Source organism: Curvibacter sp. PAE-UM (genome assembly GCF_001432305.1).
Classification (GTDB): Bacteria; Pseudomonadota; Gammaproteobacteria; order Burkholderiales; family Burkholderiaceae_C; genus Hylemonella.
In genome coordinates this window covers 2,085,113-2,109,728 of record NZ_KQ483358.1, presented here as the reverse complement: position 1 = coordinate 2,109,728, position 24,616 = coordinate 2,085,113, and the positions used below count along the sequence as shown (strand labels likewise).

The following is a 24,616-nucleotide window of genomic DNA, read 5'->3' as shown; positions in this document are numbered from 1 at the left end:
GGTGCCGTCCCGGGTTTTCCGCAGGCGCGCGTCGGATTGAATTTGTGAATAAATTCTAGTCTCTATTTCCATGCCGCCGACCTGCACCTCCGCCCGGAGAATGACAGACAATGTCCTGGCCCACAGCTCTCACGCCCCTCCATGAACCGCCTCGTCCTGCGCCTGTCCTTCCTGTTCTTCGCCCTGCCGGGGCTGGGCTGGTCGCAGGAGTCCCCTCAGCTCCATCTGCCGCGCGTCACGCTTTCGGCAGGTATGCACCTGATTCAAGCCCAGGTGGCCGCCACGAATGAGCAGCGCGCCACCGGCCTCATGTTCCGCAAGGAGATGCCCACCAGCGAGGGCATGCTCTTCGTCTTCGAACAACCGTCCTCCCAGTGCTTCTGGATGAAGAACACCCTGCTGCCTTTGACCGCCGCTTTCGTGGCCGACGACGGCACCATCGTCAATCTCGCCGACATGAAGCCGCAGACCACGAACTCACACTGCTCCGCCAAACCGGTGCGTTACGTGCTGGAGATGAACCAGGGCTGGTTCGCCAAACGCGGGATCAAGGCTGGCAGCAAGCTGGGGGGGCAGCCCTTTGGACGTCGCCCCTGATCCGCAAGCGCCGGCCAAAAGAACAAAAGCGATCACGATGGCTTCGCCATCCTGATCGCTTCTTCGCTGCCGGCCCTCCGGCTTGCCTGTTGGCTGGCTTGGTTTAAGTCTTGACCGTCGCCAGCGCGGCGTTCAGCGTCTTGCTCGGACGCATCACGGTGTCGAGCTTGGCGAAGTCAGGTTTGTAGTAACCGCCGATGTCCGCCGGCTTGCCTTGCACGGCGGCCAGTTCAGCCACGATGGTCTGCTCGTTGTCGGTCAGCTGCTTGGCCAGCGGGACGAACTTGGCGGCCAGGGCCGCGTCCTCCTTCTGCGCCGCCAGTTCCTGGGCCCAGTACAGGGCCAGGTAGAACTGGCTGCCACGGTTGTCGAGCTGGCCGGTCTTGGGCGAGGGGTTCTTGTTGTGATCGAGCAGCTTGCCCGTGGCCGCATCCAGGGTCTTGGCGAGGATCTTGGCCTGGGCATTGCCGGTCTTGATGCCCAGCTCTTCCAGCGACACGGCCAGGGCCAGGAACTCGCCCAGCGAATCCCAGCGCAGGTGGTTTTCTTCCACCAGCTGCTGGACGTGCTTGGGCGCAGAGCCACCCGCACCCGTTTCGTACATGCCACCACCGGCCATCAGCGGGACGATGGACAGCATCTTGGCGCTGGTGCCCAGCTCCATGATGGGGAACAGGTCGGTCAGGTAGTCGCGCAGGATGTTGCCGGTGGCCGAGATGGTGTCCAGGCCGCGGACGACACGCTCCAGCGTATAGCGCATGGCGCGCACCTGCGACATGATCTGGATATCCAGGCCCGCAGTGTCGTGCTCGTGCAGGTACATCTTGACCTTGGTGATCAGCTGGGCCTCGTGCGGGCGGTACTGGTCGAGCCAGAACACCACCGGCATGCCCGAGTTGCGGGCGCGCGTGACGGCCAGCTTGACCCAGTCGCGGATCGCGGCATCCTTGACCTGGCACATGCGCCAGATATCGCCCTGCTCCACGTCCTGGCTCATCAGGACCTCACCGGTGAGCAGATCGGTGATGTTGGCCACGCCGTCCTCGGGAACCTCGAAGGTCTTGTCGTGCGAGCCGTACTCCTCGGCCTGCTGGGCCATCAGACCCACGTTGGGCACGGTGCCCATGGTGCGCGGGTCGAAGTTGCCATGCCATTTGCAGAAGTTGATGATCTCCTGATAGATGCGCGCGAAGGTGCTTTCGGGCATCACGGCCTTGGCGTCCTTGAGGCGACCGTCGGCCCCATACATCTTGCCGCCAGCGCGGATCATGGCCGGCATGGAGGCGTCCACGATCACGTCATTGGGCGAATGGAAGTTGGTGATGCCCTTGGCGGAATCGACCATGGCCAGCTCGGGGCGATGCTCATGGCAGGCGTGCAGGTCGCGCTTGATCTCCTCCTGCTTGGACTGGGGCAGCGTGGCGATCTTGTTGTAGAGATCGACCATGCCGTTGTTGACGTTGATGCCCAGCTCGTCGAACAGCTTGCCGTGCTTGGCGAAGGCGTCCTTGTAGAAGATCTTGACGCAATGGCCGAACACGATGGGGTGCGAGACCTTCATCATGGTGGCCTTCACGTGCAGCGAGAACATGACGCCGGTCTTGTGCGCGTCCTCGATCTCCTTTTCGTAGAACTCGAGCAGCGCCTTCTTGCTCATGAACATGCTGTCGATCACTTCACGGTCGAGCAGGGAAATCTTGGGCTTGAGCACGATGGTCTTGCCGCTCTTGGTGATCAGTTCCATCTTCACGTCGCGCGCCTTGTCGAGCGTCATCGATTTTTCACCATGGTAGAAGTCGCCATGGTGCATGTGCGAGACGTGGGTGCGCGAAGCCTGGCTCCACTCGGCCATGGAATGCGGATTCTTGCGTGCGTAGTTCTTCACGGCGGCCGGGGCGCGGCGGTCGGAGTTGCCCTCGCGCAGCACCGGGTTGACGGCGCTGCCCGTGCACTTGGCATAACGCGTGCGCAGCGCCTTTTCTTCCTCGGTCTTCGGATTTTCCGGATAGTCGGGAATCTTGTAGCCCTTGGACTGCAGCTCCTTGATGCAGGCTACCAGCTGCGCCACCGAGGCGCTGATGTTGGGCAGCTTGATGATGTTGGTCTCGGGCAGCAGGGTCAGGCGGCCCAGCTCAGCCAGGTCGTCCGGCACACGCTGCTCCTCGCTCAGGTACTCAGGAAAGGCCGCCAGGACACGTGCCGCCACCGAGATGTCGCTGGTGACCACGTTGACACCGGCCGGCGCAGCGAAGGTGCGGATGATGGGCAGAAAGGCACTGGTCGCCAGCAGCGGTGCCTCGTCGGTCAGGGTGTAGATGATGGTGGGTTGCTGGGTGCTCATGTTCTATCTCCAGAAAATCGGGTCGTGGCGCCACCGCTCCTTTTTTCTCTGAACGGCTTCAGGCTTTTGACGATGAGAGATTTTGCTTTCTGGGCTCTGACCGCGCTGTCTTTTTTTGAATCGAAATCCCGCAATACAAAATATCCATCAAAAAAAGCCGGAAATTTTATCGATCAGTCTTATAAAAGACACATGACTGGTTGCCAGACCCGGGCCGGCGACCGCCAGCGCGGGCATGCGAGGGCAGAAAAAAAGGGCTCGAAGGTCAGCCCTTCGAGCCCTTGCTCAGCAAAACGCGGATATCAGGCGTAGTTCTTGGCCACAAAATCCCAGTTCACCAGCTTGTCCAGGAAGGTCTCGACGAACTTCTGGCGCAGGTTGCGGTAGTCGATGTAGTAGGCGTGCTCCCACACGTCCACCGTCAGCAAGGCCTTGTCGGCGGTGGTCAGCGGCGTGCCGGCAGCGCCCATGTTGACGATGTCGACCGAGCCGTCGGCCTTTTTCACCAGCCAGGTCCAGCCGGAACCGAAGTTGCCCACGGCCGACTTGACGAAAGCTTCGCGGAAGGCGGCGTAGCTGCCCCACTTGGCATTGATGGCCGTGGCCAGGGCGCCCGTGGGCTCACCGCCGCCGTTGGGCTTCATGCAGTTCCAGAAGAAGGTGTGGTTCCAGATCTGGGCAGAGTTGTTGTAGACGCCGCCGCTGGACTTCTTGACGATGGACTCCAGGTCCAGGCTCTCGAATTCGGTGCCCTTCTGCAGGTTGTTCAGGTTCACCACATAGGCGTTGTGGTGCTTGCCATGATGGAACTCCAGGGTTTCCTTGGAGTAATGCGGTGCCAGGGCGTCAATGGCATAAGGCAGGGGGGGCAGGGTGTGTTCCATGAGGTCCTCGGTGGTTTGTTGTTGAAAGGCCAGAGGCGCTGATTGTAAGAACTCGCTCTTCGGCCCGGGCGAGACGGCCGCATCAACCTTGCCGGCGGCAAGGTGGCCGGCCCGACCAGTGCTCCTCGCGCGATCGGTCGCTAGGCCATAATTACCCTTGACCTGAATCAACAAAAGGAGACAACCATGGGTGCAATCTTCCAATCCCTGGGCCGATCGGTACTGGCCGGTGTGGTGCTGCTGGTAGTGCTGGTGCTGGTGGCCGGCGGCAATGTGAGTCCCAGCCATGCCTGGGCCACCTTCGTGATGCGCTGGCTGCACGTCCTGTGCGGCGTCATGTGGGTCGGTCTGCTGTGGTATTTCAACTTCGTGCAGATCCCGTCGATGCCCAAGATCCCGGACGAGCAGAAACCGGCGGTGAGCAAGGTGATCGCACCGACCGCCCTGTTCTGGTTCCGCTGGTCTGCCCTGGCCACGGTGGTCACCGGCCTGTTGCTGGCAACGATGAGCGGCTATCTGGTCGGCGCCCTGATGCTGCAGAAGCCCTTCACGGCCATCGGCATCGGCATGTGGATTGCCCTGGTGATGGCCTTCAATGTCTGGTTCATCATCTGGCCGAACCAGAAAAAGGCCTTGGGCATCGTGACGGTGGAAGCCGCCGAAAAGGCCAAGGCCGCACGCCTGGCCATGCTGACCTCGCGCTTCAACACCATGCTCTCCATCCCCATGCTGTTCTGCATGGTGGCCCAGCAAAACGGCGGCCTGTAACGCGCCCGCTCGCATGAACAAAGGGCCGCGTGATGCGGCCCTTTGTCATGGGAGGACGCGGTTACCCTTTTTCCCGGATGGCCGTGACGCTGACATCCGCCTGCCCTTGGGAAAAATGCAGATGCAGGAGCTGGCCAGGAACCAGCCCCTGCGCACGGGTCACCGCTTCATGGCGTTCATTGCTGACCCAGGCATAACCACGTTGCAGCACGAGCGACGGGTCCAGCAGTTGCAGGCGCAGGCCGGCGCGCTCCAGGCGCTGCTGCTGGGTCTGCAATCCACGCTGCGTGGACTGCGGCCAGGCCTTGCCCAACTGCTGCAGATCACGCTGGCACTGGGTCAGCGCATGGATTGCGGCATAACGCAGGCGTTGCGCCTGGGCCGAGAGTGCCAGGCGCTGCCGGGCCACCAACCCCGAAGGGCGGCCCAACCGGCTGGCCGCCAGGTCCAGGCGCTGGCTCTGGCGGTCCAGTTGCTGCTCCAGCGCATCGGACAGGCGCGCCTGAATCAGATCCAGAGCCCCCAGCCAGACGCTGCGGGCCTCGGCCACCAGTTCGGCCGCCGCCGTGGGCGTGGGCGCGCGCAGGTCGGCCACGAAGTCGGCGATCGTGAAATCGGTTTCGTGCCCGACACCGCTGACCACGGGCACCGGGCTTAACGCCAGGGTGCGGGCCAGACGCTCGTCGTTGAAAGCCCAGAGGTCCTCCATGGAGCCGCCCCCGCGTACCAGCAGGATGACGTCCAGCGCCGGGCGGCCCTGCTCCGCCAGGCCATAAAGCCGCTGCAGGGCGGCCACCAGTTCGGCTGGCGCCGCCGCGCCCTGGACCGCAGCCGGCGCCAGGAAAACCGGAATGTGCGGCACGCGCCGTTGCAGGGCCGTGACCACGTCGTGCAGGGCTGCCGCCCCCAGCGAGGTCACCAGGCCGATGCCGCGTGGCTGGAGGGGCAACTCGCGCTTGCGCGCCGCGTCGAACAGCCCCTCGGCTTCCAGCCTGGCCTTGAGCTTGAGGAACTGCTCGAACAGGGCCCCCTGGCCGGCGCGTGACATCGACTCCACGATGAGTTGCAGATCGCCGCGCGGCTCATAGACATCCAGGCGACCGCGCACCTCCACCAGTTCGCCGTCGCGCGGCGCAAAGTCCAGCAAACTGGCCGCGCGGCGAAACATGGCGCAGCGAATCTGCCCGCTTTCATCCTTCAGCGCAAAGTAACAATGCCCACTGGACGCGCGGTTGAAGCCAGAAATCTCGCCGCGCACCGCGACAGGATTGAAGCGCGCATCCAGCGCATCAGCAACGGCGCGGCACAGCGCACCAACCGGCCAGATACGCGGCGTGCCGACTGGGTTTTCGAACTCAGACATGAGCAACCATGCGGTTCGCGCCCGGGTGGCTGCAGAGGACTACTCCACAGCAGGTGGGCCGCTGACAGGGCATGTCCCAGTTCGCCCCCGAGCCTGATTTTTCGGTGCAAGCCTTTGATTTCATTGGTTTTTTGTCTGCCTTTTTTGTCATCGTTCTGTCGCAAACGCGCATGAACAGGTGCATCGGAGCACCTACCCAACAGTTCTGCACAAAGTTATCCACATGAACTGTGGGCTACCTGGCTGCCTTTGCCTCCTGCCGGCCGGAACCGGCATGAGCGATGCGCAAGCAGCGGTTCGTCCATCGGCCTCGGTCATAATCGCAACGCACATTCGCGTGGAGGATCCCTTTGTTTTCCATCATACAAGCCGCTGGTTGGCCGATCTGGCCCCTGATCATCTGTTCCATCCTGGGACTGGCCCTGATCATTGAACGTTTTCTCAGTCTCAAGACCACCAAGGTCGCTCCCCCGCAACTGCTGGACGAAGTGCTGAAAGCCTCCAGCACGGCATTGCCCGCGCCCGAAGTCATCGCCCAACTCGAGAAGAACTCGGCCCTGGGCGAGGTGCTGGCCAGCGGCCTGCAGGCCCTGCAAACCAAACCGACCAGCAGTGACGAGGAGTTGCGCAACGCCCTGGAGAGCAGCGGCCGCCTTGTGACCCATCGACTGGAGCGCTACCTCAGCGCCCTGGCCACCATCGCCTCGGTGGCGCCGCTCATGGGGCTGTTTGGCACCGTCGTCGGCATGATCGAGATCTTCGGCTCCCAGTCGCCGGCGGGTGGTGCCACCGGTGGCAACCCGGCGCAGCTGGCCCACGGCATCTCGATCGCGCTGTACAACACCGCCTTCGGCCTGATCATCGCCATTCCGGCACTGATCTTCTGGCGCTACTTCCGGGCCCGTGTGGATGAATACCTGCTGACGCTGGAGCAGGCCGGCGAACGCCTGCTGCAACACCTGGCCACCCTGCGCACCCCGTCATGAGACTGCACTTCCGCCGCCCCAGCCGCGAGGAACCGGAGATCAACCTGATCCCCTTCATCGACGTGCTGCTGGTGATCCTGATCTTCCTGATGCTGTCGACCACCTACAGCAAGTTCACCGAGATGCAGTTGCGCCTGCCGGTGGCCGATACCGACGCCCAGCGCGACTACCCCAAGGAAGTCATCGTCGCCGTCAGCAGCGAAGGCAGTTTTTCCGTCAATCGCGCAGCGGTCGAAGGCCGCAGCGTGGAAGCCGTGGTCGCGGCCCTGCTGCAGGCGGCCAAGGCGGGCAAGGACACCGTGGTCATCATCAGCGCCGACGCCAGCGCGCGCCACCAGTCCGTCGTGACCGTGATGGAGGCGGCGCGCCGTGCCGGCCTGACGCAGATCACCTTCGCCACCCAGTCCTCGGCGCAGGCAGGCGGTCGCTGAAGGCCATGGCCAGCCCTGCCCAGCCGTCCTGGCAACGTACTCTCATCGACAGCTGGCAGCGGCGCGGCGCCCTCACCTGGGCCCTGTGGCCGCTCTCCTTGCTCATGGGCGGGCTGGTACGCCTGCGCCAGGGTCTTTACCTCAGCGGTTTGCTGCGTCGGCACGTGCTGCCGGTGCCCGTCGTCGTGGTCGGCAATGTGGTGGCCGGTGGCGCCGGCAAGACGCCGGTGGTTCTGGCCCTGGTCAAGCACCTGCAGGCCCGTGGCCTGCACCCCGGCGTGGTCTCGCGCGGTTACGGCCGCCGCACGCAGGATTGCCGGGAAGTCCGCGACGACAGCCCCGTGCACGATGTGGGTGACGAACCGGCCCTGATCCGGCGCAACACCGGTGTGCCGGTCTTCGTGGCCACGCGCCGCATCGAGGCCGCGCGCGCCCTGCTGCAGGCCTATCCGCAAACCGACGTGCTGGTGAGCGACGACGGTTTGCAGCACTACGCCCTGGCGCGCGACATCGAGATCTGCGTCTTCGACGACCGGGGCGTGGGCAACGGCTTCCTGCTGCCGGCCGGCCCGCTGCGCGAACCCTGGCCGCGTCATGTGGACCTGGTGCTGCACACCGGCAACCGCCCCGCCTTCACCGGCTACACGGCCCGCCGTGCACTGGCCGCCCAGGCGGTGCGCATCGATGGCAGCCGGGTGGACCTGGTGGCCCTGGCGCAGGACGGCCGCCCCCTGCTGGCCGTCGCCGGCACGGCGCGGCCCCAGGCCTTCTTCGACATGCTGCAGGCGCTGGGCCTGCCGCTGACCCTCACGGTGGCACGCCCCGACCACGACGACTATGCCCACTGGCAGCGCCCGCTGGAACGCGACTACACCCTGCTGTGCACCGAGAAGGATGCGCTCAAGCTCTGGGCCCACCATCCCGACGCGCTGGCCGTGCCCCTGAACTTCGCACCCGAACCGGCTTTTTACGCAGCACTCGACCGTCTGCTCGAAGCGACGCAGCTATCATCGCCCCATGGACACCCGACTCCTTGAACTGCTGGTCTGCCCCGTGACCAAGGGCCCGCTCGCGTACGACCGGGAAAAACAGGAACTGACCTCGCGCAGTGCCCGCCTGGCCTACCCCATCCGCGACGGCATCCCGGTCCTGCTGGAAAACGAGGCGCGCACGCTGAGTGACGAAGTACTGGGGCTTTGAATCCATGAGCCTCACCGTCCTGATTCCGGCGCGGCTGGCCTCGACCCGCCTGCCCAACAAACCCCTGGCCGACATCGCCGGCCTGCCCATGATCGTGCGCGTGGCCCAGCGTGTCAGCAACGGCCTGAGCGGCGGCACGCGCGTGGTGGTAGCCGGCGACAGCCCCGAGATCCTGCAGGCCTGCGCGCAGCATGGCGTCGAAGCCGTGCTGACGCGCGTCGATCACCCCAGCGGCAGCGACCGCCTGGCCGAGGCCTGTGACCTGCTGCGCCTGCCCGATGACGCGCTGGTGGTCAACGTGCAGGGCGACGAACCGCTGATCGACCCCGCGCTGGTTTCGGCCGTGGCCGAACTGCTGCGCCAGCGCCCCGAAGCCAGCATGAGCACGGCGGCCCATCCCATCCACGAGGTGGCCGACTTCGTGAACCCCAATGTGGTCAAGGTGGTACTCGATGCGCGCGACCTGGCCCTGTACTTCAGCCGTGCACCCATCGCCTGGTGGCGCGACGGTTTTGCCAAGGGGGTGAAGACCCTGCCCGATCCGGCCCCGCTGCGCCACATCGGCATCTATGGCTACCGCGCCGGCTTCCTGCGCCTGTTCCCGAAGCTGGCGCAGGCCCCGATCGAGGTGACCGAGGCCCTGGAGCAACTGCGCGCCATGTGGCACGGCCACCGCATCGCCGTGCACGTGACGCCGCAGGCTCCGGGCGCCGGCGTGGACACGCCCGAAGACCTGGCACGCGTACGCCGGCTGCTTGCCGCCTGAAAGGCTCCGAGGGTCGCTGCTCGGGGATGGAAACAGCCCCAGGATCTGTAAGTTTCATACCGGTTACGGCATGCTATCCTCGCCTCAGTCATGCAGTTGACATGCACCGCCATGGTGCTGTCGCTGGCTAAGAACACCAAAACATCCGAGGGTATCCATGAGACTGATCCTGTTGGGCGCACCTGGCGCCGGCAAGGGCACGCAAGCCGCGTACATCTGCCAGAAATACGGCATCCCGCAAATCTCCACCGGTGACATGCTGCGCGCCGCCGTGAAGGCCGGCACGCCGCTGGGCCTGCAGGCCAAGGCCGTGATGGAATCGGGCGCCCTGGTCAGTGACGACCTGATCATCAATCTGGTCAAGGAACGCATCGCCCAGCCGGACTGTGCCAAGGGTTTCCTGTTCGACGGCTTTCCGCGCACCCTCCCGCAAGCCGATGCCATGAAGGCCGCAGGCGTGAAGCTGGACTACGTGCTGGAAATCGATGTGCCCTTCGAAGCCATCATTGAGCGCATGAGCGGCCGCCGCTCGCACCCCGCCTCGGGCCGCACCTACCACGTCAAGTTCAACCCGCCCAAGGTGGCTGGCAAGGACGACGTGACCGGCGAAGCGCTGGTGCAGCGTGAGGACGACAAGGAAGAGACCGTCAAGAAGCGCCTGGACGTCTACAGCGCCCAGACCCGCCCGCTGGTCGACTACTACAGCAGCTGGGCCAAGCAGGAACCGGCCGCCGCCCCCAAATACCGCGCCATCAGCGGCATGGGCAGCGTGGAGGACATCACAGCGCGCGCCCTGCAGGCCCTGGCCGGCTGACCCCGCCGCCTGGCAAGGAATAAAGGCCGCAGATGCGGCCTTTATCACTTCTGCGTCCTGATCTCAGAACAGCTCGACGCCACCGTCGCGCACGTCCTCGTGCAACAGGCCCTGCTGCACGAGGTCGTCGTAGCTGCACACCCGGTTGCGGCCATGGCGCTTGGCGTAATACACCGCCTGGTCGGCCCGGTTGCAGACCACGTCCGGCGCATCGGCTGCACTGATGCTGCTCAGCCCCACGCTCACCGTGATGCTCCCGACCTGCGGGAACCGGTACTGTTCCATCTTCTGCCTGAAGCGCTCGACCGTCAGCATGGCCGCCGCGGCGTCCGGACATCGCAGCAGGACGACGAACTCCTCGCCGCCGAAGCGGTAGACGCGGTCATAGCCACGAAAGGTGCTCTTGAGGATGCGTCCCACCAGAATCAGCACCTCGTCACCGATCTGGTGACCGAACTGGTCATTGACCCGCTTGAAGTGGTCCACATCGACCATGGCCAGCCAGAACTGTTCCCCCAGCCTCACACGCCGCCTGGGTGGACTGCCTACCTCCCGGGGCGACTCAAGATCGACCGACGGTACAGGGTCTTCACGCAAGGAACGGTAGAAGGTCTCCTCGAAGGACTTGCGGTTGAGCAGGCCCGTCAGCGCATCGCATTCGCTGTACATGAACATGCTATGCATGTTGCGGTAGATCCGCAGCACCCGCTCGATGCTGGCCAGCGCCATGGGATCGAGTCGCACGACCGAGCGGATCTCGATCGCCCCCTTCTCCCCGATGTCATGACCGGCGAACAGCGGCAGGCAGGTGAGGCAGTCTCCCGCCAGGCCCTCTGCCTGTTCAACGACCACCGGCAGGTTGACCCCCAGGCAGCGCTGGCGTGGTGCGTCGTTCTCGATCCGCTCCAGCAGCCGGAAATCGGCATGCAGGGGATCGTTGACCTCTAGGGCGTGCCCCTGCCGCAGCAGGATCTGGGGCAACCAACGCTGATCGTTGGCGTCGCTCACAACCATGTACAGGGTCACGCTGACCGGCCTGAGCAGTTCCGTCAGCACGTGGACCAGCGCCGTGTCGAGCGCCACACGATCACGTTGATCGGTAAGGGTCGCGATTTGGTCGATCAGATGGAACATGCCGGTTGCCGTGGTGCATGGCTATTGTGGCAAGAAAGCGCCTCGCTGCACGTGGCCGCGGATCATGATCTGCGACTTTATTCACTCCGACCCGCCATGCTGGCGGCCGTGGGCCGCGCCAATCGCCCGCATTCAGGCCGGGCTGGAACGCAGTCCGTAGATGCGCGCACCGACGAACAGGTATTCGGCACGCAGGATGGCCGCTCCCTTTTCTTCCTGAAAGGCGAAGCCCAGCACGCCCATCGCGTCGCCCACCTTGAGCGGCGTCACGTTCCAGGCCTGCATACGGGTGAGGGGCGCCAACTCGATTTCCCAGCGAGGGTCCTTGCGACGCGGCAACTGAGCCCGGGCCAGCAGGGCCTTGCCGTCGACCGGTGCGGTCTGCGCCGGCAAGGCGCGCTGCGCCAGATCGGGGGGCAGCGTCAGCGGGGACTGCAGTTCCAGCACCAGCTCGGCATGCGGGTTCTGCCAGCGCACGCTGTGCACGCGCCCCTGCAGGTACAGCGGCCGTTCCTGGTCGAAGCTGCTCCAGCCATGGTGGGCCCGCGCCAGCGGAAGCAGGCCGGGCAGCAGAGCAAGGCTGATGGCGGTACGTCGTTTCATGCGTGACTCCGGTGGTCTCAGAGATAGGCGATCCAGCGGCCACAGACCAGCACGGCCAGCCAGATCAGGGTGGACAGCAGCATCTGCACGCGCGCCAGGCCATCGAGCCTGTGCAGGGAACCCCGTCCATGGAACCAGCCTGCATTACACGCCGCCGCCAATAACAGCAGCATCTTGAGGGTGAAAGCGCGGTTGGCCAGCAGTTCGGCCGGCTGGCTGGCGAACATCAGCAGGCCCGAGGCCGCGGCCAGGCTGAACCCCGCCAAGGCCAGGCTCAGGCTCAGGCGTGCCAGCTCGCGCATCGGCAGCGCAGCGCCCAGGCCGAAGACCCGCAGTTCCAGCAGCACGAGGTTGCCGATCAGCAAGGCAATGCCGCTCAGGTGCACGACTTCAAGGGCCGGGTAGGCCCAGGCACTGGATTGCAAGGCGCTGAACATGACGCGGGGCCGCCTCTCAGCGCAGGAGTTCGAGCATCAGCGCCAGTCGCGCCTTGACCGGGCTCAGGCCCGCCGCCACGGGGAATTCCTCGTTGGGCCGGGGCTGCAGAAAGCCGTCCGCACAGCGTGTGCTGCGCAGCACGCGCACACCGGCCGCCTGCGCGCGCCGCAAGGCGGCCTCCAGTTCGTGATGCACGGTGCCACCCCCGGTGCCGGCCAGCACCAGGCCACGCACCGGCGGGGCCCCGTAACGCGTGGCGACGGCCGGATCCACCAGCGCATCCACCGTGGCGCCACAGGCCGCAGCATGGCTGAGCACGATCTCGACCCGCGGCAACGCAGGCGCCGTCAGCAGGACTTCCAGCAGCATCTCCTGCGGCACGCGCGGCTGGGGCCAGTCACGCTGGCGCTCGACGCGTCCCTGCTGCACCCGCCCGATATCACCAGCCTCCCCCGCGCTGAAGGCATCGAGCCGCGAGCTGTGGACCTTCTGCACGTCCAGCGCGCCAAGAATGCGGCCGGCGCAAACCGCCAACACGCCCTGCGCGCCCGCCGTGGCGGCCACCGCCAGGGCATCGCGCAGGTTCTGCGGACCATCGGCGTCCGCTGCGTTGGCCGGGCGCATGGCGCAGGTCAGCACCACGGGCTTGCGGGGTGCCAGCACGGTCTGCAGCAGAAAGGCCGTCTCCTCCAGCGTATCGGTCCCATGGGTGATGACCAGGCCTTGCACATCGGCCTGCGCCAGCCAGTGCACACAACGCTGCAGCAGCTTCCGCCACACCGCCAGATCCATGTCCTTGCTGTCGATCTGGGCCACCTGTTCGCTCAGCAGCGCAAAGCCCGACGGCGCCGCCAGGCCGGTCATCAGCTCGGCCACCGGCTTCTGCGCGGCCAGGTAGTCACGGCTGTCGGCGGCGCTGGTCGCCAGGCCGGCAATGGTGCCGCCGGTGCCCAAAACCACGATTTTTTCTTGCCCCACTTGCATTTCCCGGAAAACTGGTTAAAAATACAGTTACTGGATATCGAGACAGTACCTTGTCTCCATCCCGCCTACAGGAGTCACGACGATGGACCTGCCGCAGTACCCGATCAAGCTGACCGCCCGCCAGCAGCAGATTCTGGACCTGATCCAGAGCGCCATCGCGCGCACCGGCGCCCCGCCCACGCGCGCCGAGATCGCCACCGAGCTCGGTTTCAAGTCGGCCAATGCGGCCGAAGAGCATCTGCAGGCCCTGGCACGCAAGGGCGTGATCGAACTGGTCAGCGGCACCTCGCGCGGCATCCGCCTGCAAGGCGAGGCGCTGCGCTCCATCAATGAATCGCGCATCAAGCAATTCTCCCTGCCCATGCCGGACCTGTCCCAGATCGCCCTGCCCCTGATCGGGCGCGTCGCTGCCGGCTCGCCCATTCTCGCGCAGGAACACGTGGACCAGACCTATTACGTGGAGAGCTCGCTGTTCCAGCGCAAGCCCGACTACCTGCTCAAGGTGCGCGGCATGTCCATGCGCGACGCCGGCATCATGGACGGCGACCTGCTGGCCGTGCAGTCCACCAAGGATGCCAAGAACGGCCAGATCGTCGTGGCGCGCCTGGGCGACGAAGTCACGGTCAAGCGCTTCCGTCGCAACAAGCACCTGATCGAGCTGCTGCCGGAAAACCCCGACTACCAGACCATCGTGGTCGAGCCGGGCGACCCCTTCGAAATCGAGGGCCTGGCCGTCGGCCTGATCCGCAACACCATGCTCATGTGAACGCGCTGCGTCCCGCCCCGAAAGGTCAACGATGAACACCGCCTACGCCCTCTGGACTCCCCTGCAAGGCCTGCTGCGCTGGCTGGCCCCCGCTGCTCCCTCGCGCCCTGCCACCGCCACGCCTGCGCAGCGGTCTTCCGTCCGCATGCAAGCCGCCATGACCCGCGCCTGCGTTGCGCCGGTCCGTCGCCCGCTGCGCGTGGTACGCGTCATGGAAGCCGGCCAGCCACGCTCGCAGGTGGGCCGCATGGTGATCTCCGGCCGCATGGCCGATGTCTGCGCCGAACTCGATCGCCTGGCTGCCTGCGAAGCCGCACGTTCCTGAGCCGATTCAGCCGCTCCCGCCACCGCCATCCGGGTTAGCCCGTAGGAGAGGCCAAGGCACAATAGCGGCATGAACATCGTGATTCTCGACGACTATCAGGACGTCGTACGCAAGCTAGCCTGCGCCAGCAAACTGGCCGACTACCCCCCCAAGGTCTACACCAACACCGTCAAGGGACTGGGCCAGCTCTCGGTCCGATTGCGTGATGCCGACGTGCTGGTGTTGATCCGCGAACGCACCCCCATCACCCGTCAGCTGGTAGAAAAGCTGCCGCGTCTCAAGCTCATCTCCCAGACCGGCCGCATGGGCAGCCACATTGATATCGAAGCCTGCACCGAGCGCGGCATTGCCGTGGCCGAGGGCTCGGGCTCGCCGGGGCCCCCCGCCGAACTGACCTGGGCGCTCATCATGGCCGCCATGCGTCGCCTGCCGCAATACATCGGCAATCTCAAACACGGGGTCTGGCAGCAATCCGGCCTGAAGTCCGCCGCCATGCCGCCCAACTTCGGGCTGGGCACGGTGCTGCGCGGCAAGACCCTGGGCATCTGGGGCTACGGCAAGATCGGGCAGATGGTAGCCGACTACGGCAAGGCATTTGGCATGCGTGTGCTGGTCTGGGGCCGCGAGGCCTCGCTGGAAAAAGCCAGGCAGGACGGCGTGGAAGCAGCAGCCAGCCGCGAAGATTTTTTTGCGCAAAGCGATGTACTGACCCTGCACCTGCGCCTGAACGAGGCCACGCGCGGCATCGTCACGCCCGCCGATCTGGCGCTGATGAAGCCCACTTCACTGCTGGTCAACACCTCGCGCGCCGAACTGCTGGAGCCCGAGGCCTTGATCAGCGCGCTCAACCACGGCCGCCCCGGCATGGCAGCGATCGACGTCTTCGAGTCCGAGCCCATCCTGCAGGGCCACGCCCTGCTGCGCCTGGAAAACTGCATCTGCACGCCGCACATCGGTTATGTCGAGCAGGAGAGCTATGAGCTCTACTTTGGCACCGCCTTCGACAACGTCGTGAACTTCATCCAGGGCAAGCCGAGCAACATCGCGAACCCGGATGCGCTGAAGGTAAAGCGCTGAGTCAGGCCGGCTTTTTCGCGCGCAAGGCCAGCATCTGCTCGGTACTGCTCTTGCGGTCGGCGTTGACCTTCTGCAGGGTCGGCCGCTCGCTCATCATCTTGACGTACTCGCGCACGGGCAGGTCCGCCAGAACATCGTCGCCATAGATGATCCGGCTGGCACTTGAGACCAGGGGCAAATGCGCCACGGCAGCGCAATCGGCCAGCGTGAATTCCGGCCCGGCCACGAAAGGCGAGAACTTCACCAGCTTGGTTAAGCCGTGCACACCGCGCTCGAGCAGCTTGCGGGTGCGTTCCTTCACGTTGTCCGACACCTTGCCGCCGAAGAAAGCCTCGGGGTAGAGATTGCGGGCCACCAGTTCGAGGTGCAATTCGCTATAGATGATGATCTCGCGCACCTTGGCCGCGGCGTAGGGGTCCGCCGGCAGCAGGGGTTTGTTGTGCGGATAAGTCGCCTCGATGTACTCGGCGCAGGCGCCGGACTCGGAGACCGGGCCCTGGGGCGTATCCAGGAACGGGACCTTGCCCATGGGGGAGCGGTCCACCAGCAGGCTGTCGGTATGGCCGGTCCAGACCAGTTCCTCCACAAAGGGGATGTCCTTTTCCATCAGCTGCAGCTTGATCTTGTTGTAGTAATTGCTGGCCGAGAACCCGCAAAGCTTCAGGGTCATGGTGTCACCTCTGGTCGTTGTTGAAATCTGTCCCTGCAGTCTGGCAGAGGATAAGGGCAGAAGCAGTCCGGCAGGTGACTCTGACAGGCAAACCGCCCGGCGATAATTCCGGCCATGAAACCCGTCTACGCACACATCGCCGTCGTCGGCACCGGCGCCATGGGCCGCGGCATCGCCCAGATCGCCGCCCAGGCCGGCAGCACCGTCCTCCTCCATGACCAGCAGGCTGCGGCCATGGCGGCAGCACAGCAGTCGATCTGCGAGCAGTGGGACAAGCTGGTGGAAAAAGGCCGCATGCAGACCGACACCGTGGCGGCCTGCAAGGCGCGCCTGAAGACGGCCGCCAGCCTGCAGGACCTGGCCTCTTGCGACCTGGTGGTGGAAGCCATCGTCGAGCGACTGGACGTCAAAGCGGCCCTGTTCGCCGAACTCGAAGGCATCGTCGGCGCCGACGCCGTGCTGGCCAGCAACACCTCCTCGCTCTCGATCACGGCCATCGCCGCCAGGCTCAAGCGTCCGCAGCGCGTGGCCGGCTACCACTTCTTCAATCCGGTGCCGGTCATGAAGGTGGTCGAAGTCATCGCCGGCCTCAAGACCGATCCGGCCATCTGCACCGCGCTCTCCGACTACGCCCGCCAGATGGGCCACACCCCGGTGACGGCGCAGGACACACCGGGTTTCATCGTCAACCACGCAGGCCGCGGCTACGGCACCGAGGCGCTGCGCATCGCCGGTGAAGGCGTGGCCGATTACGCCACCATCGACCGCATCCTGCGTGACCAGGCCGGCTTCAAGCTCGGCCCCTTCGAACTGATGGACCTGACCGCGCTGGACGTCTCGCACCCGGTGATGGAATCCATCTACCACCAGTACTACGAGGAACCGCGCTACCGCCCCAGCGTCATCACCGCACAGCGCCTGGCCGGCGGCATGCTGGGCCGCAAGACCGGCGAGGGTTTCTATCGCTACGAGAGGAACGTGGCCCAGGTCGCACCCGAGCTACCGACGCCGCAGGTTGGCGAGTTGCCTCCGGTCTGGGTTTCGCCACGTGCGGCACGGCGCGCCGAACTGCTGCAACTGCTCAAGGACCTGGGTGCGAAGATCGAGACGGGTCAGTCGCCCTCGATGACGGCCCTCACCCTGGTCGCCCCGCTGGGCTTCGACGTCACCACGGTGGCCGTGGTCGAGCGCCTGGACCCGGCGCGTACCGTGGGCATCGACCTGCTGATCGAGGACGCCGCAACGAAACGCCGCGTCCTCGCCACCAACCCCGCCACGCGAGCCGACATGCGCGACGCTGCCCACGCCCTGTTCGCGCGCGACGGCAAGGCCGTCAGCGTGATCCGCGACAGCGGTGGTTTCGTCACCCAGCGCGTGGTGGCCCATATCGTCAACATCGCTGCCGACATCTGCCAGCAGCGCATCTGCACCCCGACCGACCTGGAGACCGCCGTCGTCCTGGGCCTGGGCTACCCCCTGGGGCCGCTGGCCATGGGCAACCGTTACGGACCGACCAATGTGCTGGAGGTGCTGTTCAATCTGCAGACCGTCTATGGCGACCCGCGCTACCGCCCCAGCCCCTGGCTGCGCCGGCGCGGGGCCATCGGCCTGTCGCTGCTGCACGAAGAAGACTGAGCCTGGGGTCCCTCGTCATGAGAAACTCGCGGGCATGAGCGCACAACTGCTGAGCACCAGCCAGGGCCGCACCATGGTGCTGACCCTTTCCAACCCGGGCCACCGCAACGCCCTGGGCCCCGGGATGTATGCCGCCGGTGTCGAGGCCCTGAGCGTGGCCGAAACCAACCCCGAGGTGCGCAGCGTGCTCATCACCGGCGAGGGTTCGCTCTTCTGCGCCGGTGGCGACCTGCACCGCCTGCAGGCCAACCGCCAACTCGACCCGGCTGTGCAGGCCGAGAGCATCGAAGGCCTGCACAACTGGATCGAGGCCATCCGCACCTTCCCCAAGCCGGTGATCGCCGCCGTGGAGGGCGCGGCGGCCGGTGCCGGTTTCTCGCTGGCCCTGGCCTGCGACTTCATCGTCGCGGCCAGCGATGCCGTGTTCGTGATGGCCTACAGCAATGTGGCCCTATCACCCGACGGCGGCGCCAGCTGGAGCCTGGCGCAGGCCCTGCCGCGCCAGCTGGCCAGCGAACTGCTGATGGGCGGTGAACGCACGACGGCCCAGCGCCTGCACGCCCTGGGCGTGGTGAACCGGGTCAGCGAGCCGGGCCAGGCCAGAAACGAGGCTCTGGCGCTGGCCGAGAGCCTGAATGCCCGCGCCCCCAATGTGCTGGCCAGCATCAAGGAACTGCTCAACGAAGCACCGCAGGCCAGCCTGAACCAGCAGCTGGCGCAGGAAGGCAGCCACTTCGTGCGCAACCTGCACCACCCGAACGCCGGCAGCGGCATCGCCGCTTTTCTGGCCAAGCAGAAGCCCAGCTACGAGTGAGAGGGCCCCACCTGTGCCACAGACGCACAGGTGACAACCCCAAGACGCGCCGCCGGTCCCGCGCGCGACAATGAGTCGATAGCCAGTCACTCACAAGACAGACCATGGACGATCCCATACTTACCATCGAGGAACGCACGGCGATCAACGCCGGGCGCTGGTTTTCGACCCTGTCACCCTCATTGAGACACGACATCCTGCGATGTGCCTACGTCAAACGCTACAAGGACGGCGATCTCCTCGCTGCCCGCGGCGAGCCGCCCGAGGAGTGGATCGCCTGCGCCCGGGGCGCCGTGCGTGTGAGCTCGACCTCGATCTCGGGCAAGCAGGTCACACTGACCTATGTGGAGCCCGGTGTCTGGTTCGGCGATGTGGCCATCTTCGACGGCGACCGGCGCACGCACGATGCCTACGCCCATGGCGACACCACTACCCTGTGCGTGGCCAAGGCCGACTTCAAGAAGATCCTGGCCAGCCATGTCGAGCTCTACGAGGCCCTGTTGCGACTGCACGCGCGCCGCATCCGCCAGCTCTACGGCCTGGTGGAAGACCTCAACACCCTGCCGCTGCGCGCGCGCCTGGCCAAGCAGCTGCTGCACCTGCTGCGCAGCTACGGCGTCTCCTCGCTGAGCGACAGCCGCGAGATGCGCATCGGCCTGCAGCTCGCGCAGGAAGAACTGGCCCAGTTGCTGGGGGCCTCGCGCCAGCGCGTGAACCAGGAACTCAAGGCCATGGAGCGCGAGGAAGTCATCCGCATCGAACCGGGTGGCCTGGTCGTGCGCAACCGCGATGCGCTGATGCACATCATCGAATCCGACCATTGAACACGGCCCACCGTCCCCACCCATGAGCGAACTCGAACAGCAATACGTCGGCACCCGCCCCGTCTCCGCCGCCCACGCCTTCGACGTGGCGGCGCTCGAAGCCTGGTTGCAGAAAAACCTGCAGGGCTTTGCCGGCCCGCTGACGGTGGAAGCCTTCAAGGGCGGCCAGTCCAACCCGACCTACAAGCTCATCACCCCGGCACGCAGTTACGTGATGCGTGCCAAGCCCGGGCCGGTGGCCAAGCTGCTGCCTTCGGCCCATGCCATCGAACGCGAGTACACCGTGATGCACGGCCTGCACGGTACCGAGGTGCCGGTGCCACGCATGTTCTGCCTGTGCGAGGACGAGTCCGTGATCGGGCGCGCCTTCTACATCATGGAGTTCATGCCCGGGCGCATCCTGTGGGAACAGTCCCTGCCCGACTTCGACCCGGCCGGCCGGCGCGCCATGTACCTGGAGATGAACCGCGTCATCGCCGCCCTGCACAAGGTCAATGTCGCCGAGCGTGGCCTGGCCGGCTACGGCAAGCCGGGCAACTACGTCGAGCGCCAGATCGGCCGCTGGAGCAAGCAGTACCGTGCCTCGGCCGACGGTGCCGGCCCCCTGTCACAACCCATCCCCGAGATGGAAAAGCTGATAGCCTGGCTGCCCGCCCACCTGCCGGCCAGCGCGCGCGACGAGAGCCTGGTGAGCATCGTGCACGGCGACTACCGGCTCGACAACCTGATGTTCCACGCCAGCGAACCGCGCGTCATCGCCGTGCTGGACTGGGAACTCTCCACCCTGGGCCACCCGCTGGCCGACTTCGCCTACCACTGCATGGCCTGGCACATCCCGCCCGGCGCCTTCCGCGGCATCGGCGGGCTGGACCTGGCGGCGCTGGGTATCCCTTCCGAAGATGAGTACATCCGCCTCTACTGCGAGCGCACCGGCCTGGCCCAGCCCCAGGCGCTGAAAGCCGACTGGGCCTTCTACATGGCCTACAACATGTTCCGCATCGCCGCCATCCTGCAGGGCATTGCCAAGCGGGTCGAGAACGGCACCGCTTCCAGCGCACAGGCACAGAAATCCGCCGCCGGCGCGCGCCCCATGGCAGCCATGGCCTGGCAGTTTGCCCAGCAGGCCTGAGCATCACCGCAACGCATCACCCCAAGGAGCTAAGCATGGACTTCGACTACTCGCCTAAAACCAAAGACTTCCAGGCACGCCTGCTCAAGTTCATGGACGAGCACATCTACCCCAACGAGCACGCCTTCCATACCGAGATCGAAGCCAATACGGCCGCCGGCAAGCGCTGGACGCCGCTGCAGCTGATCGAGAAGCTGAAGCTGAAGGCGCAGCAGGACGGCCTGTGGAACCTCTTCCTGCCCAAGGACAGCGCAGAGATCGCCGGTGTGCAGGCCGCCGGCCTGACCAACCAGGAATACGCGCCCCTGGCCGAGATCATGGGCCGCGTGCACTGGGCCTCGGAGGTCTTCAACTGCTCGGCGCCCGACACCGGCAATATGGAGACCATCGCGCGCTACGGCAACGACCAGCACCGCAAGGAATGGCTGCAACCCCTGCTGGCCGGGAAAATGCGCTCGGCTTTCGCCATGACCGAGCCCGAAGTCGCCTCCAGCGACGCCACCAACATCGCCACCCGCATCGAACGCCAGGGCGACGACTACGTGATCAACGGCCTCAAGTGGTGGACCTCGGGCGCCGGCGACCCGCGCTGCGCCATCTACATCCTCATGGGCAAGACCGACCCGGAGGCGCCGCGCCATTCGCAGCAGAGCATGATCCTGGTGCCGGCCAACACGCCCGGCGTCAAGATCCTGCGCCCCCTGAGCGTCATGGGCTACGACGACGCGCCGCACGGCCACATGGAGGTCGAGTTCAAGAACGTGCGCGTCCCCGCTTCCAACATCCTGCTGGGTGAAGGCCGCGGCTTCGAGATCGCCCAGGGCCGCCTCGGCCCGGGACGCATCCACCACTGCATGCGCCTGATCGGCCAGGCCGAGCGCGCGCTGGAGTACATGTGCAAGCGCGCCTCCTCGCGCGTGGCCTTCGGCAAGCCGGTGGCCGCGCAGACCGTGACGCAGGAACGCATCGCCGAGGCGCGTTGCAAGATCGACATGGCGCGCCTGCTCACGCTCAAGGCCGCCTGGATGATGGACGTGGCCGGCAACAAGTTCGCCAAGAACGAGATCGCCATGATCAAGGTGGTCGCCCCCAGCATGGCCTGCCAGGTCATTGACTGGGCCATGCAGGTGCACGGCGGCGGCGGCATGTGCCAGGACTTCCCGCTGGCCTACAGCTATGCCCATGCCCGCACCCTGCGCTTCGCCGACGGCCCGGACGAGGTGCACCGCAACGCCATCGCCAAGCTGGAGCTGGGCAAGTACGCGGCCAACCCCAAGCCGGTCGAGATGCCGGTCACACGCGGTTGCTGAAAACCGCGCAGAATAAAAGGGGCTAGGATTTCCTGGCCCCTTTTTTCATGACAATGGAGCACCCATGATCGACGTCTACTCCTGGGCCACGCCCAACGGCCACAAGGTCCACATCATGCTGGAGGAATGCGGCCTGCCCTATCGCGTGCACCCCATCAACATCGGTGCCGGTGACCAGTTCAGACCCGAGTTCCTGAAGATCAGCCCGAACAACAAGATCCCGGCCATCGTCGACGACAAGGGGCCCGACGGCCAGCCGATCTCGCTGTTCGAGTCCGGTGCCATCCTGCTCTACCTGGCGAGCAAGACCGGCAAGTTCCTGCCCCGGAGCGATCGCCAGAAGTTCGAGGTGCTGCAGTGGCTGATGTTCCAGATGGGCGGCGTCGGCCCCATGCTGGGCCAGACCCACCATTTCCGCATCTACGCGCCCGAGAAGATCGAGTACGCCGTCAACCGCTACACCAACGAGACCAAGCGCCTGTATGGCGTGATGGACAAGCAACTGGCCACGCACCGCTACATCGCCGGCGACGAGTACACGATTGCCGACATCGCCATCTTCCCCTGGCTGCGCAGCTGGCAGAACCAGGGCATAGACTGGGCCGACTACCCCCACCTGAAGAAATGGTTCGACGAGATCAGCCTGCGGCCGGCCGTGATGCGCGGTGTGCAGGTGCTGGCTGATCTGCGCAAGCCCCTGGTCGATGACAAGGCGCGCGAAATGATGTTCGGCGCCACCCAGTACCAGAAGCGCTAAGCCCCCGGCCCAGGACCTACCAGGGCTGCTCCGACAGCCCCGACCAGAGTTCGTCCAGGTCGGGGAACTTCCACTTCGCCGGGTCTTCGCGCCCGGCGATCTTGTCATGGCAGGTCGGTGCCGACAGGTCGATCACTTCCGGCGTAATGCGCAACTCGGATTTGGTGGAGTAGAACACCTTGACCAGCGGAGTGGTCAGCGACTTGGCCGACTGCTCCACCACCACCCCCAGACGCCCGGACGCCAGGCGCACCAGCGAACCGATCGGATAGATACCCAGGCTCTTCACAAAAGCCTGAAACACCTTCTGGTCGAAGTGGCCGTTGGTCCACTCGGCCATCTTGCGCAGCGACTCGGCCGGATCCCAGCCGCTCTTGTAGGGCCGGTTCGAGGTGATGGCGTCATACACATCGCACACAGCCCCCATCTTGGCGTACAGGCTGATCTGCTCATCCTTCAGCCCCTTGGGATAACCCGAGCCATCGGTCTTCTCGTGATGGTGCAGGCAGACGTCCAGGGCGATCGGGTCGACATTGCCCACGGCCATGAGCATCTTGTGCCCTTCGACCGGATGGCCCTTCATGATGGCGAACTCATCTTCGGTGAGTTTGCCGGGCTTGTTCAGCACCTTCATCGGCATGGCGGCCTTGCCCAGGTCGTGCAGCAGACCAGCCAGGCCCGCCGAGCGCGTCTGCGCCTCGTCCAGGCCCAGCTGGCGCGCCAGCGCGATCATCATGGCGCACACCGCCACCGAATGCATATAGGTGTAGTCGTCGGCCGTCTTCAGCCGCGCCAGGCTGATCAGCGCGTTGACATTGCGCGCAACAGAGTCAGAGATCTCGTCGACCAGACGCTGGGCACCGGCAGCGTCCACCGTCTTGCCCATGCGGGCTTCCTGGAACATGGAGACCACGGCCTTCTTGGACTGCAGGCAGATCTGGGCCGCCCGCTCGTATTCGGCCGCCAGCGTCACCGGCTCGGTCTGTCGCTGCGCCTGGGCCACGGCCTGCAGCTCCTGCTCCACCTGGGCTTCGGACTGCGCCTCGGACACGGCGCTCTGCCCTGGCGGCACGTCCAGGCCCTTGTCGCTGTCGATCCAGACGTCCTGGATGCTGCTGGAGAGAATGCGCTCCAGGTCCTTGGGGTCCTTGAGCACAAAGCCGCTACGCCAGAACGGATGTTCCATCCAGGAGCCGCAAAACTCCTTGATGTGCATCCCCAGGATGAGTTGGTCGACGCGGATACGCTTGAGCATGGTCAGTAGAGAACCCCGCGCAAGATACGGAATCCGGAGTTCATTCTAGCGAGCACGCCGGTGCCCGCATGCCGCGCGCATGCGCTCACCGCAAAGGCACGCCAGCCTGGCGCAGATAAGTCAGCACCTCCGGGCTCACAGGACCCAAGGCACGCGCCTGCTCGGCCTGCTGCGCCGCAGCCTCCAGTTGCCCCAGGGCCGCCAGTGACACCGCTGCTCCCAGCATCCAGCGCGGCTCGCCCGGGCGCAGGTGCAGGGCAGCCAGATAAGCCTGCACGGATTCCTGATGACGCCCCAGCCGCTGGGCTGCGTTGCCACGCACCGCCCACAGGTCGGCCTGCCCCGACAGCACCGGCTCCAGGCGGCTCAGCAGGGCCAGCACGGCACCAGGGCGACCCAGGGCCAGTTCCATGCGTACCTGTTCGCGTACCAGTTGGGCCAGCAGCGTCACATCTGCAGGCTGGGCACGCTCGACCGCAACCACCGCTTCGCGCAGCACGTCCACTGCCGCATCACGCGAGCCCGCACTCCACATGGCCTGCGCCTGGGCCAGCGTTTCCTGGGCTGCCGTCTGGCGACGCTGCGGAGCGGTGTTCGCAAGGGGCACGCTGGCCGCAACCGGCGGCAGCGGCGCAGTTGCCACTGCGGCAGGCTGAACTGGCACCGAAGCCAAAGTGTCTGCCCGGGCGGGCGCCACAGGTTTCCTGTCGCTCGTCTCCTTCTTCTTGGCAGCCGGTGCCTCGCT

28 protein-coding genes are annotated in these 24,616 nt (G+C 65.5%); 18 read left to right on the top strand and 10 right to left on the bottom strand.

Features of this window, described 5'->3' with window-relative positions; genetic code table 11:
- Positions 1-141 precede the first annotated feature (141 nt).
- Positions 142-597: a DUF192 domain-containing protein gene (locus AO057_RS10255; protein WP_057675572.1), complete on the top strand. Its 456-nt coding sequence runs from the start codon at positions 142-144 to the stop codon at positions 595-597.
- Between the two features lie 103 nt (positions 598-700).
- Here the strand turns inward: AO057_RS10255 and AO057_RS10250 are convergent, their stop codons facing one another.
- Positions 701-2,938 carry an NADP-dependent isocitrate dehydrogenase gene (locus AO057_RS10250; RefSeq protein WP_057675570.1) on the bottom strand — a complete coding sequence of 746 codons (2,238 nt, stop codon included), beginning with the start codon at positions 2,936-2,938 and terminating at the stop codon, positions 701-703.
- Between the two features lie 24 nt (positions 2,939-2,962).
- Between AO057_RS10250 and AO057_RS17805 the strand changes: the two genes are divergently transcribed.
- The gene (locus AO057_RS17805; RefSeq protein ID WP_156404532.1) at positions 2,963-3,250 is read left to right on the top strand and encodes a hypothetical protein; all 288 of its coding nucleotides are present in this window, start codon (positions 2,963-2,965) and stop codon (positions 3,248-3,250) included.
- Here the strand turns inward: AO057_RS17805 and AO057_RS10245 are convergent.
- Positions 3,241-3,822, bottom strand: coding sequence for a superoxide dismutase (locus AO057_RS10245; RefSeq protein ID WP_057675568.1), 582 nt, complete (start codon positions 3,820-3,822; stop codon positions 3,241-3,243). The two genes, AO057_RS17805 and AO057_RS10245, sit on opposite strands and share 10 nt — an antisense overlap.
- A 186-nt stretch (positions 3,823-4,008) precedes the next feature.
- Here AO057_RS10245 and AO057_RS10240 point away from each other — a divergent pair, with 186 nt between their 5' ends.
- A complete protein-coding gene (locus AO057_RS10240; protein ID WP_057675567.1) occupies positions 4,009-4,590 on the top strand; it encodes a urate hydroxylase PuuD in 582 nt (193 codons plus the stop codon).
- Between the two features lie 61 nt (positions 4,591-4,651).
- On the opposite strand, the gene xseA is transcribed toward AO057_RS10240, so the two are convergent.
- A complete protein-coding gene (gene xseA / locus AO057_RS10235; RefSeq protein WP_057675564.1) occupies positions 4,652-5,953 on the bottom strand; it encodes an exodeoxyribonuclease VII large subunit in 1,302 nt (433 codons plus the stop codon).
- 350 nt (positions 5,954-6,303) lie between these two features.
- On the opposite strand from xseA, the gene AO057_RS10230 reads away from it, so the two are divergent.
- The 6 genes from AO057_RS10230 to adk all read left to right on the top strand — a co-directional run bounded on the left by AO057_RS10230 (position 6,304) and on the right by adk (position 10,150).
- A complete protein-coding gene (locus AO057_RS10230) occupies positions 6,304-6,939 on the top strand; it encodes a MotA/TolQ/ExbB proton channel family protein (protein WP_057675562.1) in 636 nt (211 codons plus the stop codon).
- Entirely contained in the window at positions 6,936-7,370 is a 435-nt protein-coding gene (locus tag AO057_RS10225) for an ExbD/TolR family protein (protein ID WP_371258273.1), read from the top strand. The genes AO057_RS10230 and AO057_RS10225 overlap by 4 nt, the downstream gene beginning before the upstream one ends.
- 5 nt (positions 7,371-7,375) lie before the next feature.
- Positions 7,376-8,407 (top strand): tetraacyldisaccharide 4'-kinase, encoded by a 1,032-nt coding sequence (gene lpxK, locus AO057_RS10220; RefSeq protein WP_057675560.1) that lies wholly within the window; start codon positions 7,376-7,378, stop codon positions 8,405-8,407.
- A complete protein-coding gene (locus AO057_RS10215; RefSeq protein ID WP_057675558.1) occupies positions 8,388-8,570 on the top strand; it encodes a Trm112 family protein in 183 nt (60 codons plus the stop codon). Before lpxK ends, AO057_RS10215 begins: the two co-directional genes overlap by 20 nt.
- 4 nt (positions 8,571-8,574) lie before the next feature.
- Positions 8,575-9,336 carry a 3-deoxy-manno-octulosonate cytidylyltransferase gene (gene kdsB, locus AO057_RS10210; RefSeq protein ID WP_057675556.1) on the top strand — a complete coding sequence of 254 codons (762 nt, stop codon included), beginning with the start codon at positions 8,575-8,577 and terminating at the stop codon, positions 9,334-9,336.
- 157 nt (positions 9,337-9,493) lie between these two features.
- Positions 9,494-10,150: an adenylate kinase gene (gene adk, locus AO057_RS10205; RefSeq protein ID WP_057675554.1), complete on the top strand. Its 657-nt coding sequence runs from the start codon at positions 9,494-9,496 to the stop codon at positions 10,148-10,150.
- A 63-nt stretch (positions 10,151-10,213) separates the two neighbouring features.
- On the opposite strand, the gene AO057_RS10200 is transcribed toward adk, so the two are convergent.
- The 4 genes from AO057_RS10200 to AO057_RS10185 all read right to left on the bottom strand — a co-directional run bounded on the left by AO057_RS10200 (position 10,214) and on the right by AO057_RS10185 (position 13,285).
- Complete coding sequence (locus AO057_RS10200; protein WP_057675552.1) at positions 10,214-11,284, bottom strand: GGDEF domain-containing protein; 1,071 nt, start codon at positions 11,282-11,284, stop codon at positions 10,214-10,216.
- A 132-nt stretch (positions 11,285-11,416) separates the two neighbouring features.
- Complete coding sequence (locus AO057_RS10195; RefSeq protein ID WP_057675550.1) at positions 11,417-11,887, bottom strand: DUF6152 family protein; 471 nt, start codon at positions 11,885-11,887, stop codon at positions 11,417-11,419.
- A gap of 17 nt (positions 11,888-11,904) precedes the next feature.
- Positions 11,905-12,324 carry a hypothetical protein gene (locus AO057_RS10190; RefSeq protein ID WP_057675548.1) on the bottom strand — a complete coding sequence of 140 codons (420 nt, stop codon included), beginning with the start codon at positions 12,322-12,324 and terminating at the stop codon, positions 11,905-11,907.
- A 16-nt stretch (positions 12,325-12,340) separates the two neighbouring features.
- Positions 12,341-13,285 (bottom strand): asparaginase, encoded by a 945-nt coding sequence (locus tag AO057_RS10185; protein ID WP_371258272.1) that lies wholly within the window; start codon positions 13,283-13,285, stop codon positions 12,341-12,343.
- Between the two features lie 106 nt (positions 13,286-13,391).
- Here AO057_RS10185 and lexA point away from each other — a divergent pair, with 106 nt between their 5' ends.
- From lexA to AO057_RS10170, 3 genes are all read left to right on the top strand, one after another.
- Positions 13,392-14,075 (top strand): transcriptional repressor LexA, encoded by a 684-nt coding sequence (lexA, locus tag AO057_RS10180; RefSeq protein WP_057675544.1) that lies wholly within the window; start codon positions 13,392-13,394, stop codon positions 14,073-14,075.
- Positions 14,076-14,106: 31 nt separating this feature from the next.
- Positions 14,107-14,400: a hypothetical protein gene (locus AO057_RS10175; RefSeq protein ID WP_057675543.1), complete on the top strand. Its 294-nt coding sequence runs from the start codon at positions 14,107-14,109 to the stop codon at positions 14,398-14,400.
- A gap of 69 nt (positions 14,401-14,469) precedes the next feature.
- The gene (locus AO057_RS10170; protein WP_057675541.1) at positions 14,470-15,477 is read left to right on the top strand and encodes a D-2-hydroxyacid dehydrogenase family protein; all 1,008 of its coding nucleotides are present in this window, start codon (positions 14,470-14,472) and stop codon (positions 15,475-15,477) included.
- 1 nt (position 15,478) lies between these two features.
- Here the strand turns inward: AO057_RS10170 and AO057_RS10165 are convergent, their stop codons facing one another.
- Complete coding sequence (locus tag AO057_RS10165; RefSeq protein ID WP_057675539.1) at positions 15,479-16,147, bottom strand: glutathione S-transferase; 669 nt, start codon at positions 16,145-16,147, stop codon at positions 15,479-15,481.
- A 114-nt stretch (positions 16,148-16,261) separates the two neighbouring features.
- Here AO057_RS10165 and AO057_RS10160 point away from each other — a divergent pair, with 114 nt between their 5' ends.
- The 6 genes from AO057_RS10160 to AO057_RS10135 all read left to right on the top strand — a co-directional run bounded on the left by AO057_RS10160 (position 16,262) and on the right by AO057_RS10135 (position 22,616).
- The gene (locus tag AO057_RS10160; RefSeq protein WP_057675537.1) at positions 16,262-17,782 is read left to right on the top strand and encodes a 3-hydroxyacyl-CoA dehydrogenase; all 1,521 of its coding nucleotides are present in this window, start codon (positions 16,262-16,264) and stop codon (positions 17,780-17,782) included.
- Positions 17,783-17,816: 34 nt separating this feature from the next.
- On the top strand, positions 17,817-18,596 hold the full coding sequence (locus tag AO057_RS10155; RefSeq protein WP_057675534.1) for an oxepin-CoA hydrolase, alternative type: 780 nt from the start codon (positions 17,817-17,819) through the stop codon (positions 18,594-18,596).
- Between the two features lie 104 nt (positions 18,597-18,700).
- On the top strand, positions 18,701-19,420 hold the full coding sequence (locus AO057_RS10150; RefSeq protein ID WP_057675532.1) for a Crp/Fnr family transcriptional regulator: 720 nt from the start codon (positions 18,701-18,703) through the stop codon (positions 19,418-19,420).
- Between the two features lie 22 nt (positions 19,421-19,442).
- Positions 19,443-20,549 (top strand): phosphotransferase, encoded by a 1,107-nt coding sequence (locus AO057_RS10145; RefSeq protein ID WP_057675530.1) that lies wholly within the window; start codon positions 19,443-19,445, stop codon positions 20,547-20,549.
- A gap of 35 nt (positions 20,550-20,584) precedes the next feature.
- The gene (locus AO057_RS10140) at positions 20,585-21,859 is read left to right on the top strand and encodes an acyl-CoA dehydrogenase family protein (protein WP_057675528.1); all 1,275 of its coding nucleotides are present in this window, start codon (positions 20,585-20,587) and stop codon (positions 21,857-21,859) included.
- A 64-nt stretch (positions 21,860-21,923) separates the two neighbouring features.
- Positions 21,924-22,616, top strand: coding sequence for a glutathione binding-like protein (locus AO057_RS10135; protein ID WP_057675526.1), 693 nt, complete (start codon positions 21,924-21,926; stop codon positions 22,614-22,616).
- A 16-nt stretch (positions 22,617-22,632) separates the two neighbouring features.
- Here the strand turns inward: AO057_RS10135 and AO057_RS10130 are convergent, their stop codons facing one another.
- Positions 22,633-23,871, bottom strand: coding sequence for an HD-GYP domain-containing protein (locus AO057_RS10130; RefSeq protein WP_057675524.1), 1,239 nt, complete (start codon positions 23,869-23,871; stop codon positions 22,633-22,635).
- Positions 23,872-23,956: 85 nt separating this feature from the next.
- Positions 23,957-24,616 (bottom strand): tetratricopeptide repeat protein (locus AO057_RS10125; RefSeq protein ID WP_371258271.1); only part of this gene is annotated, 660 nt, incomplete at its 5' end.

What these genes read in the sequence shown, in the direction of transcription:
- AO057_RS10140 (WP_057675528.1), top strand. Translation starts at nt 20,585, where the DNA reads ATGGACTTCGACTACTCGCCTAAAACCAAAGACTTCCAGGCACGCCTG.
- AO057_RS10150 (WP_057675532.1), top strand. Translation starts at nt 18,701, where the DNA reads ATGGACGATCCCATACTTACCATCGAGGAACGCACGGCGATCAACGCC.
- AO057_RS10190 (WP_057675548.1), bottom strand. Translation starts at nt 12,324, where the DNA reads ATGTTCAGCGCCTTGCAATCCAGTGCCTGGGCCTACCCGGCCCTTGAA.
- AO057_RS10250 (WP_057675570.1), bottom strand. Translation starts at nt 2,938, where the DNA reads ATGAGCACCCAGCAACCCACCATCATCTACACCCTGACCGACGAGGCA.
- AO057_RS10225 (WP_371258273.1), top strand. Translation starts at nt 6,936, where the DNA reads ATGAGACTGCACTTCCGCCGCCCCAGCCGCGAGGAACCGGAGATCAAC.
- AO057_RS10200 (WP_057675552.1), bottom strand. Translation starts at nt 11,284, where the DNA reads ATGTTCCATCTGATCGACCAAATCGCGACCCTTACCGATCAACGTGAT.
- AO057_RS10170 (WP_057675541.1), top strand. Translation starts at nt 14,470, where the DNA reads ATGAACATCGTGATTCTCGACGACTATCAGGACGTCGTACGCAAGCTA.
- AO057_RS10245 (WP_057675568.1), bottom strand. Translation starts at nt 3,822, where the DNA reads ATGGAACACACCCTGCCCCCCCTGCCTTATGCCATTGACGCCCTGGCA.
- AO057_RS10255 (WP_057675572.1), top strand. Translation starts at nt 142, where the DNA reads ATGAACCGCCTCGTCCTGCGCCTGTCCTTCCTGTTCTTCGCCCTGCCG.
- AO057_RS10165 (WP_057675539.1), bottom strand. Translation starts at nt 16,147, where the DNA reads ATGACCCTGAAGCTTTGCGGGTTCTCGGCCAGCAATTACTACAACAAG.
- AO057_RS10135 (WP_057675526.1), top strand. Translation starts at nt 21,924, where the DNA reads ATGATCGACGTCTACTCCTGGGCCACGCCCAACGGCCACAAGGTCCAC.
- AO057_RS10130 (WP_057675524.1), bottom strand. Translation starts at nt 23,871, where the DNA reads ATGCTCAAGCGTATCCGCGTCGACCAACTCATCCTGGGGATGCACATC.
- AO057_RS10160 (WP_057675537.1), top strand. Translation starts at nt 16,262, where the DNA reads ATGAAACCCGTCTACGCACACATCGCCGTCGTCGGCACCGGCGCCATG.
- xseA (WP_057675564.1), bottom strand. Translation starts at nt 5,953, where the DNA reads ATGTCTGAGTTCGAAAACCCAGTCGGCACGCCGCGTATCTGGCCGGTT.
- lpxK (WP_057675560.1), top strand. Translation starts at nt 7,376, where the DNA reads ATGGCCAGCCCTGCCCAGCCGTCCTGGCAACGTACTCTCATCGACAGC.
- AO057_RS10240 (WP_057675567.1), top strand. Translation starts at nt 4,009, where the DNA reads ATGGGTGCAATCTTCCAATCCCTGGGCCGATCGGTACTGGCCGGTGTG.
- adk (WP_057675554.1), top strand. Translation starts at nt 9,494, where the DNA reads ATGAGACTGATCCTGTTGGGCGCACCTGGCGCCGGCAAGGGCACGCAA.
- lexA (WP_057675544.1), top strand. Translation starts at nt 13,392, where the DNA reads ATGGACCTGCCGCAGTACCCGATCAAGCTGACCGCCCGCCAGCAGCAG.
- kdsB (WP_057675556.1), top strand. Translation starts at nt 8,575, where the DNA reads ATGAGCCTCACCGTCCTGATTCCGGCGCGGCTGGCCTCGACCCGCCTG.
- AO057_RS10195 (WP_057675550.1), bottom strand. Translation starts at nt 11,887, where the DNA reads ATGAAACGACGTACCGCCATCAGCCTTGCTCTGCTGCCCGGCCTGCTT.
- AO057_RS10145 (WP_057675530.1), top strand. Translation starts at nt 19,443, where the DNA reads ATGAGCGAACTCGAACAGCAATACGTCGGCACCCGCCCCGTCTCCGCC.
- AO057_RS10155 (WP_057675534.1), top strand. Translation starts at nt 17,817, where the DNA reads ATGAGCGCACAACTGCTGAGCACCAGCCAGGGCCGCACCATGGTGCTG.
- AO057_RS10215 (WP_057675558.1), top strand. Translation starts at nt 8,388, where the DNA reads ATGGACACCCGACTCCTTGAACTGCTGGTCTGCCCCGTGACCAAGGGC.
- AO057_RS10175 (WP_057675543.1), top strand. Translation starts at nt 14,107, where the DNA reads ATGAACACCGCCTACGCCCTCTGGACTCCCCTGCAAGGCCTGCTGCGC.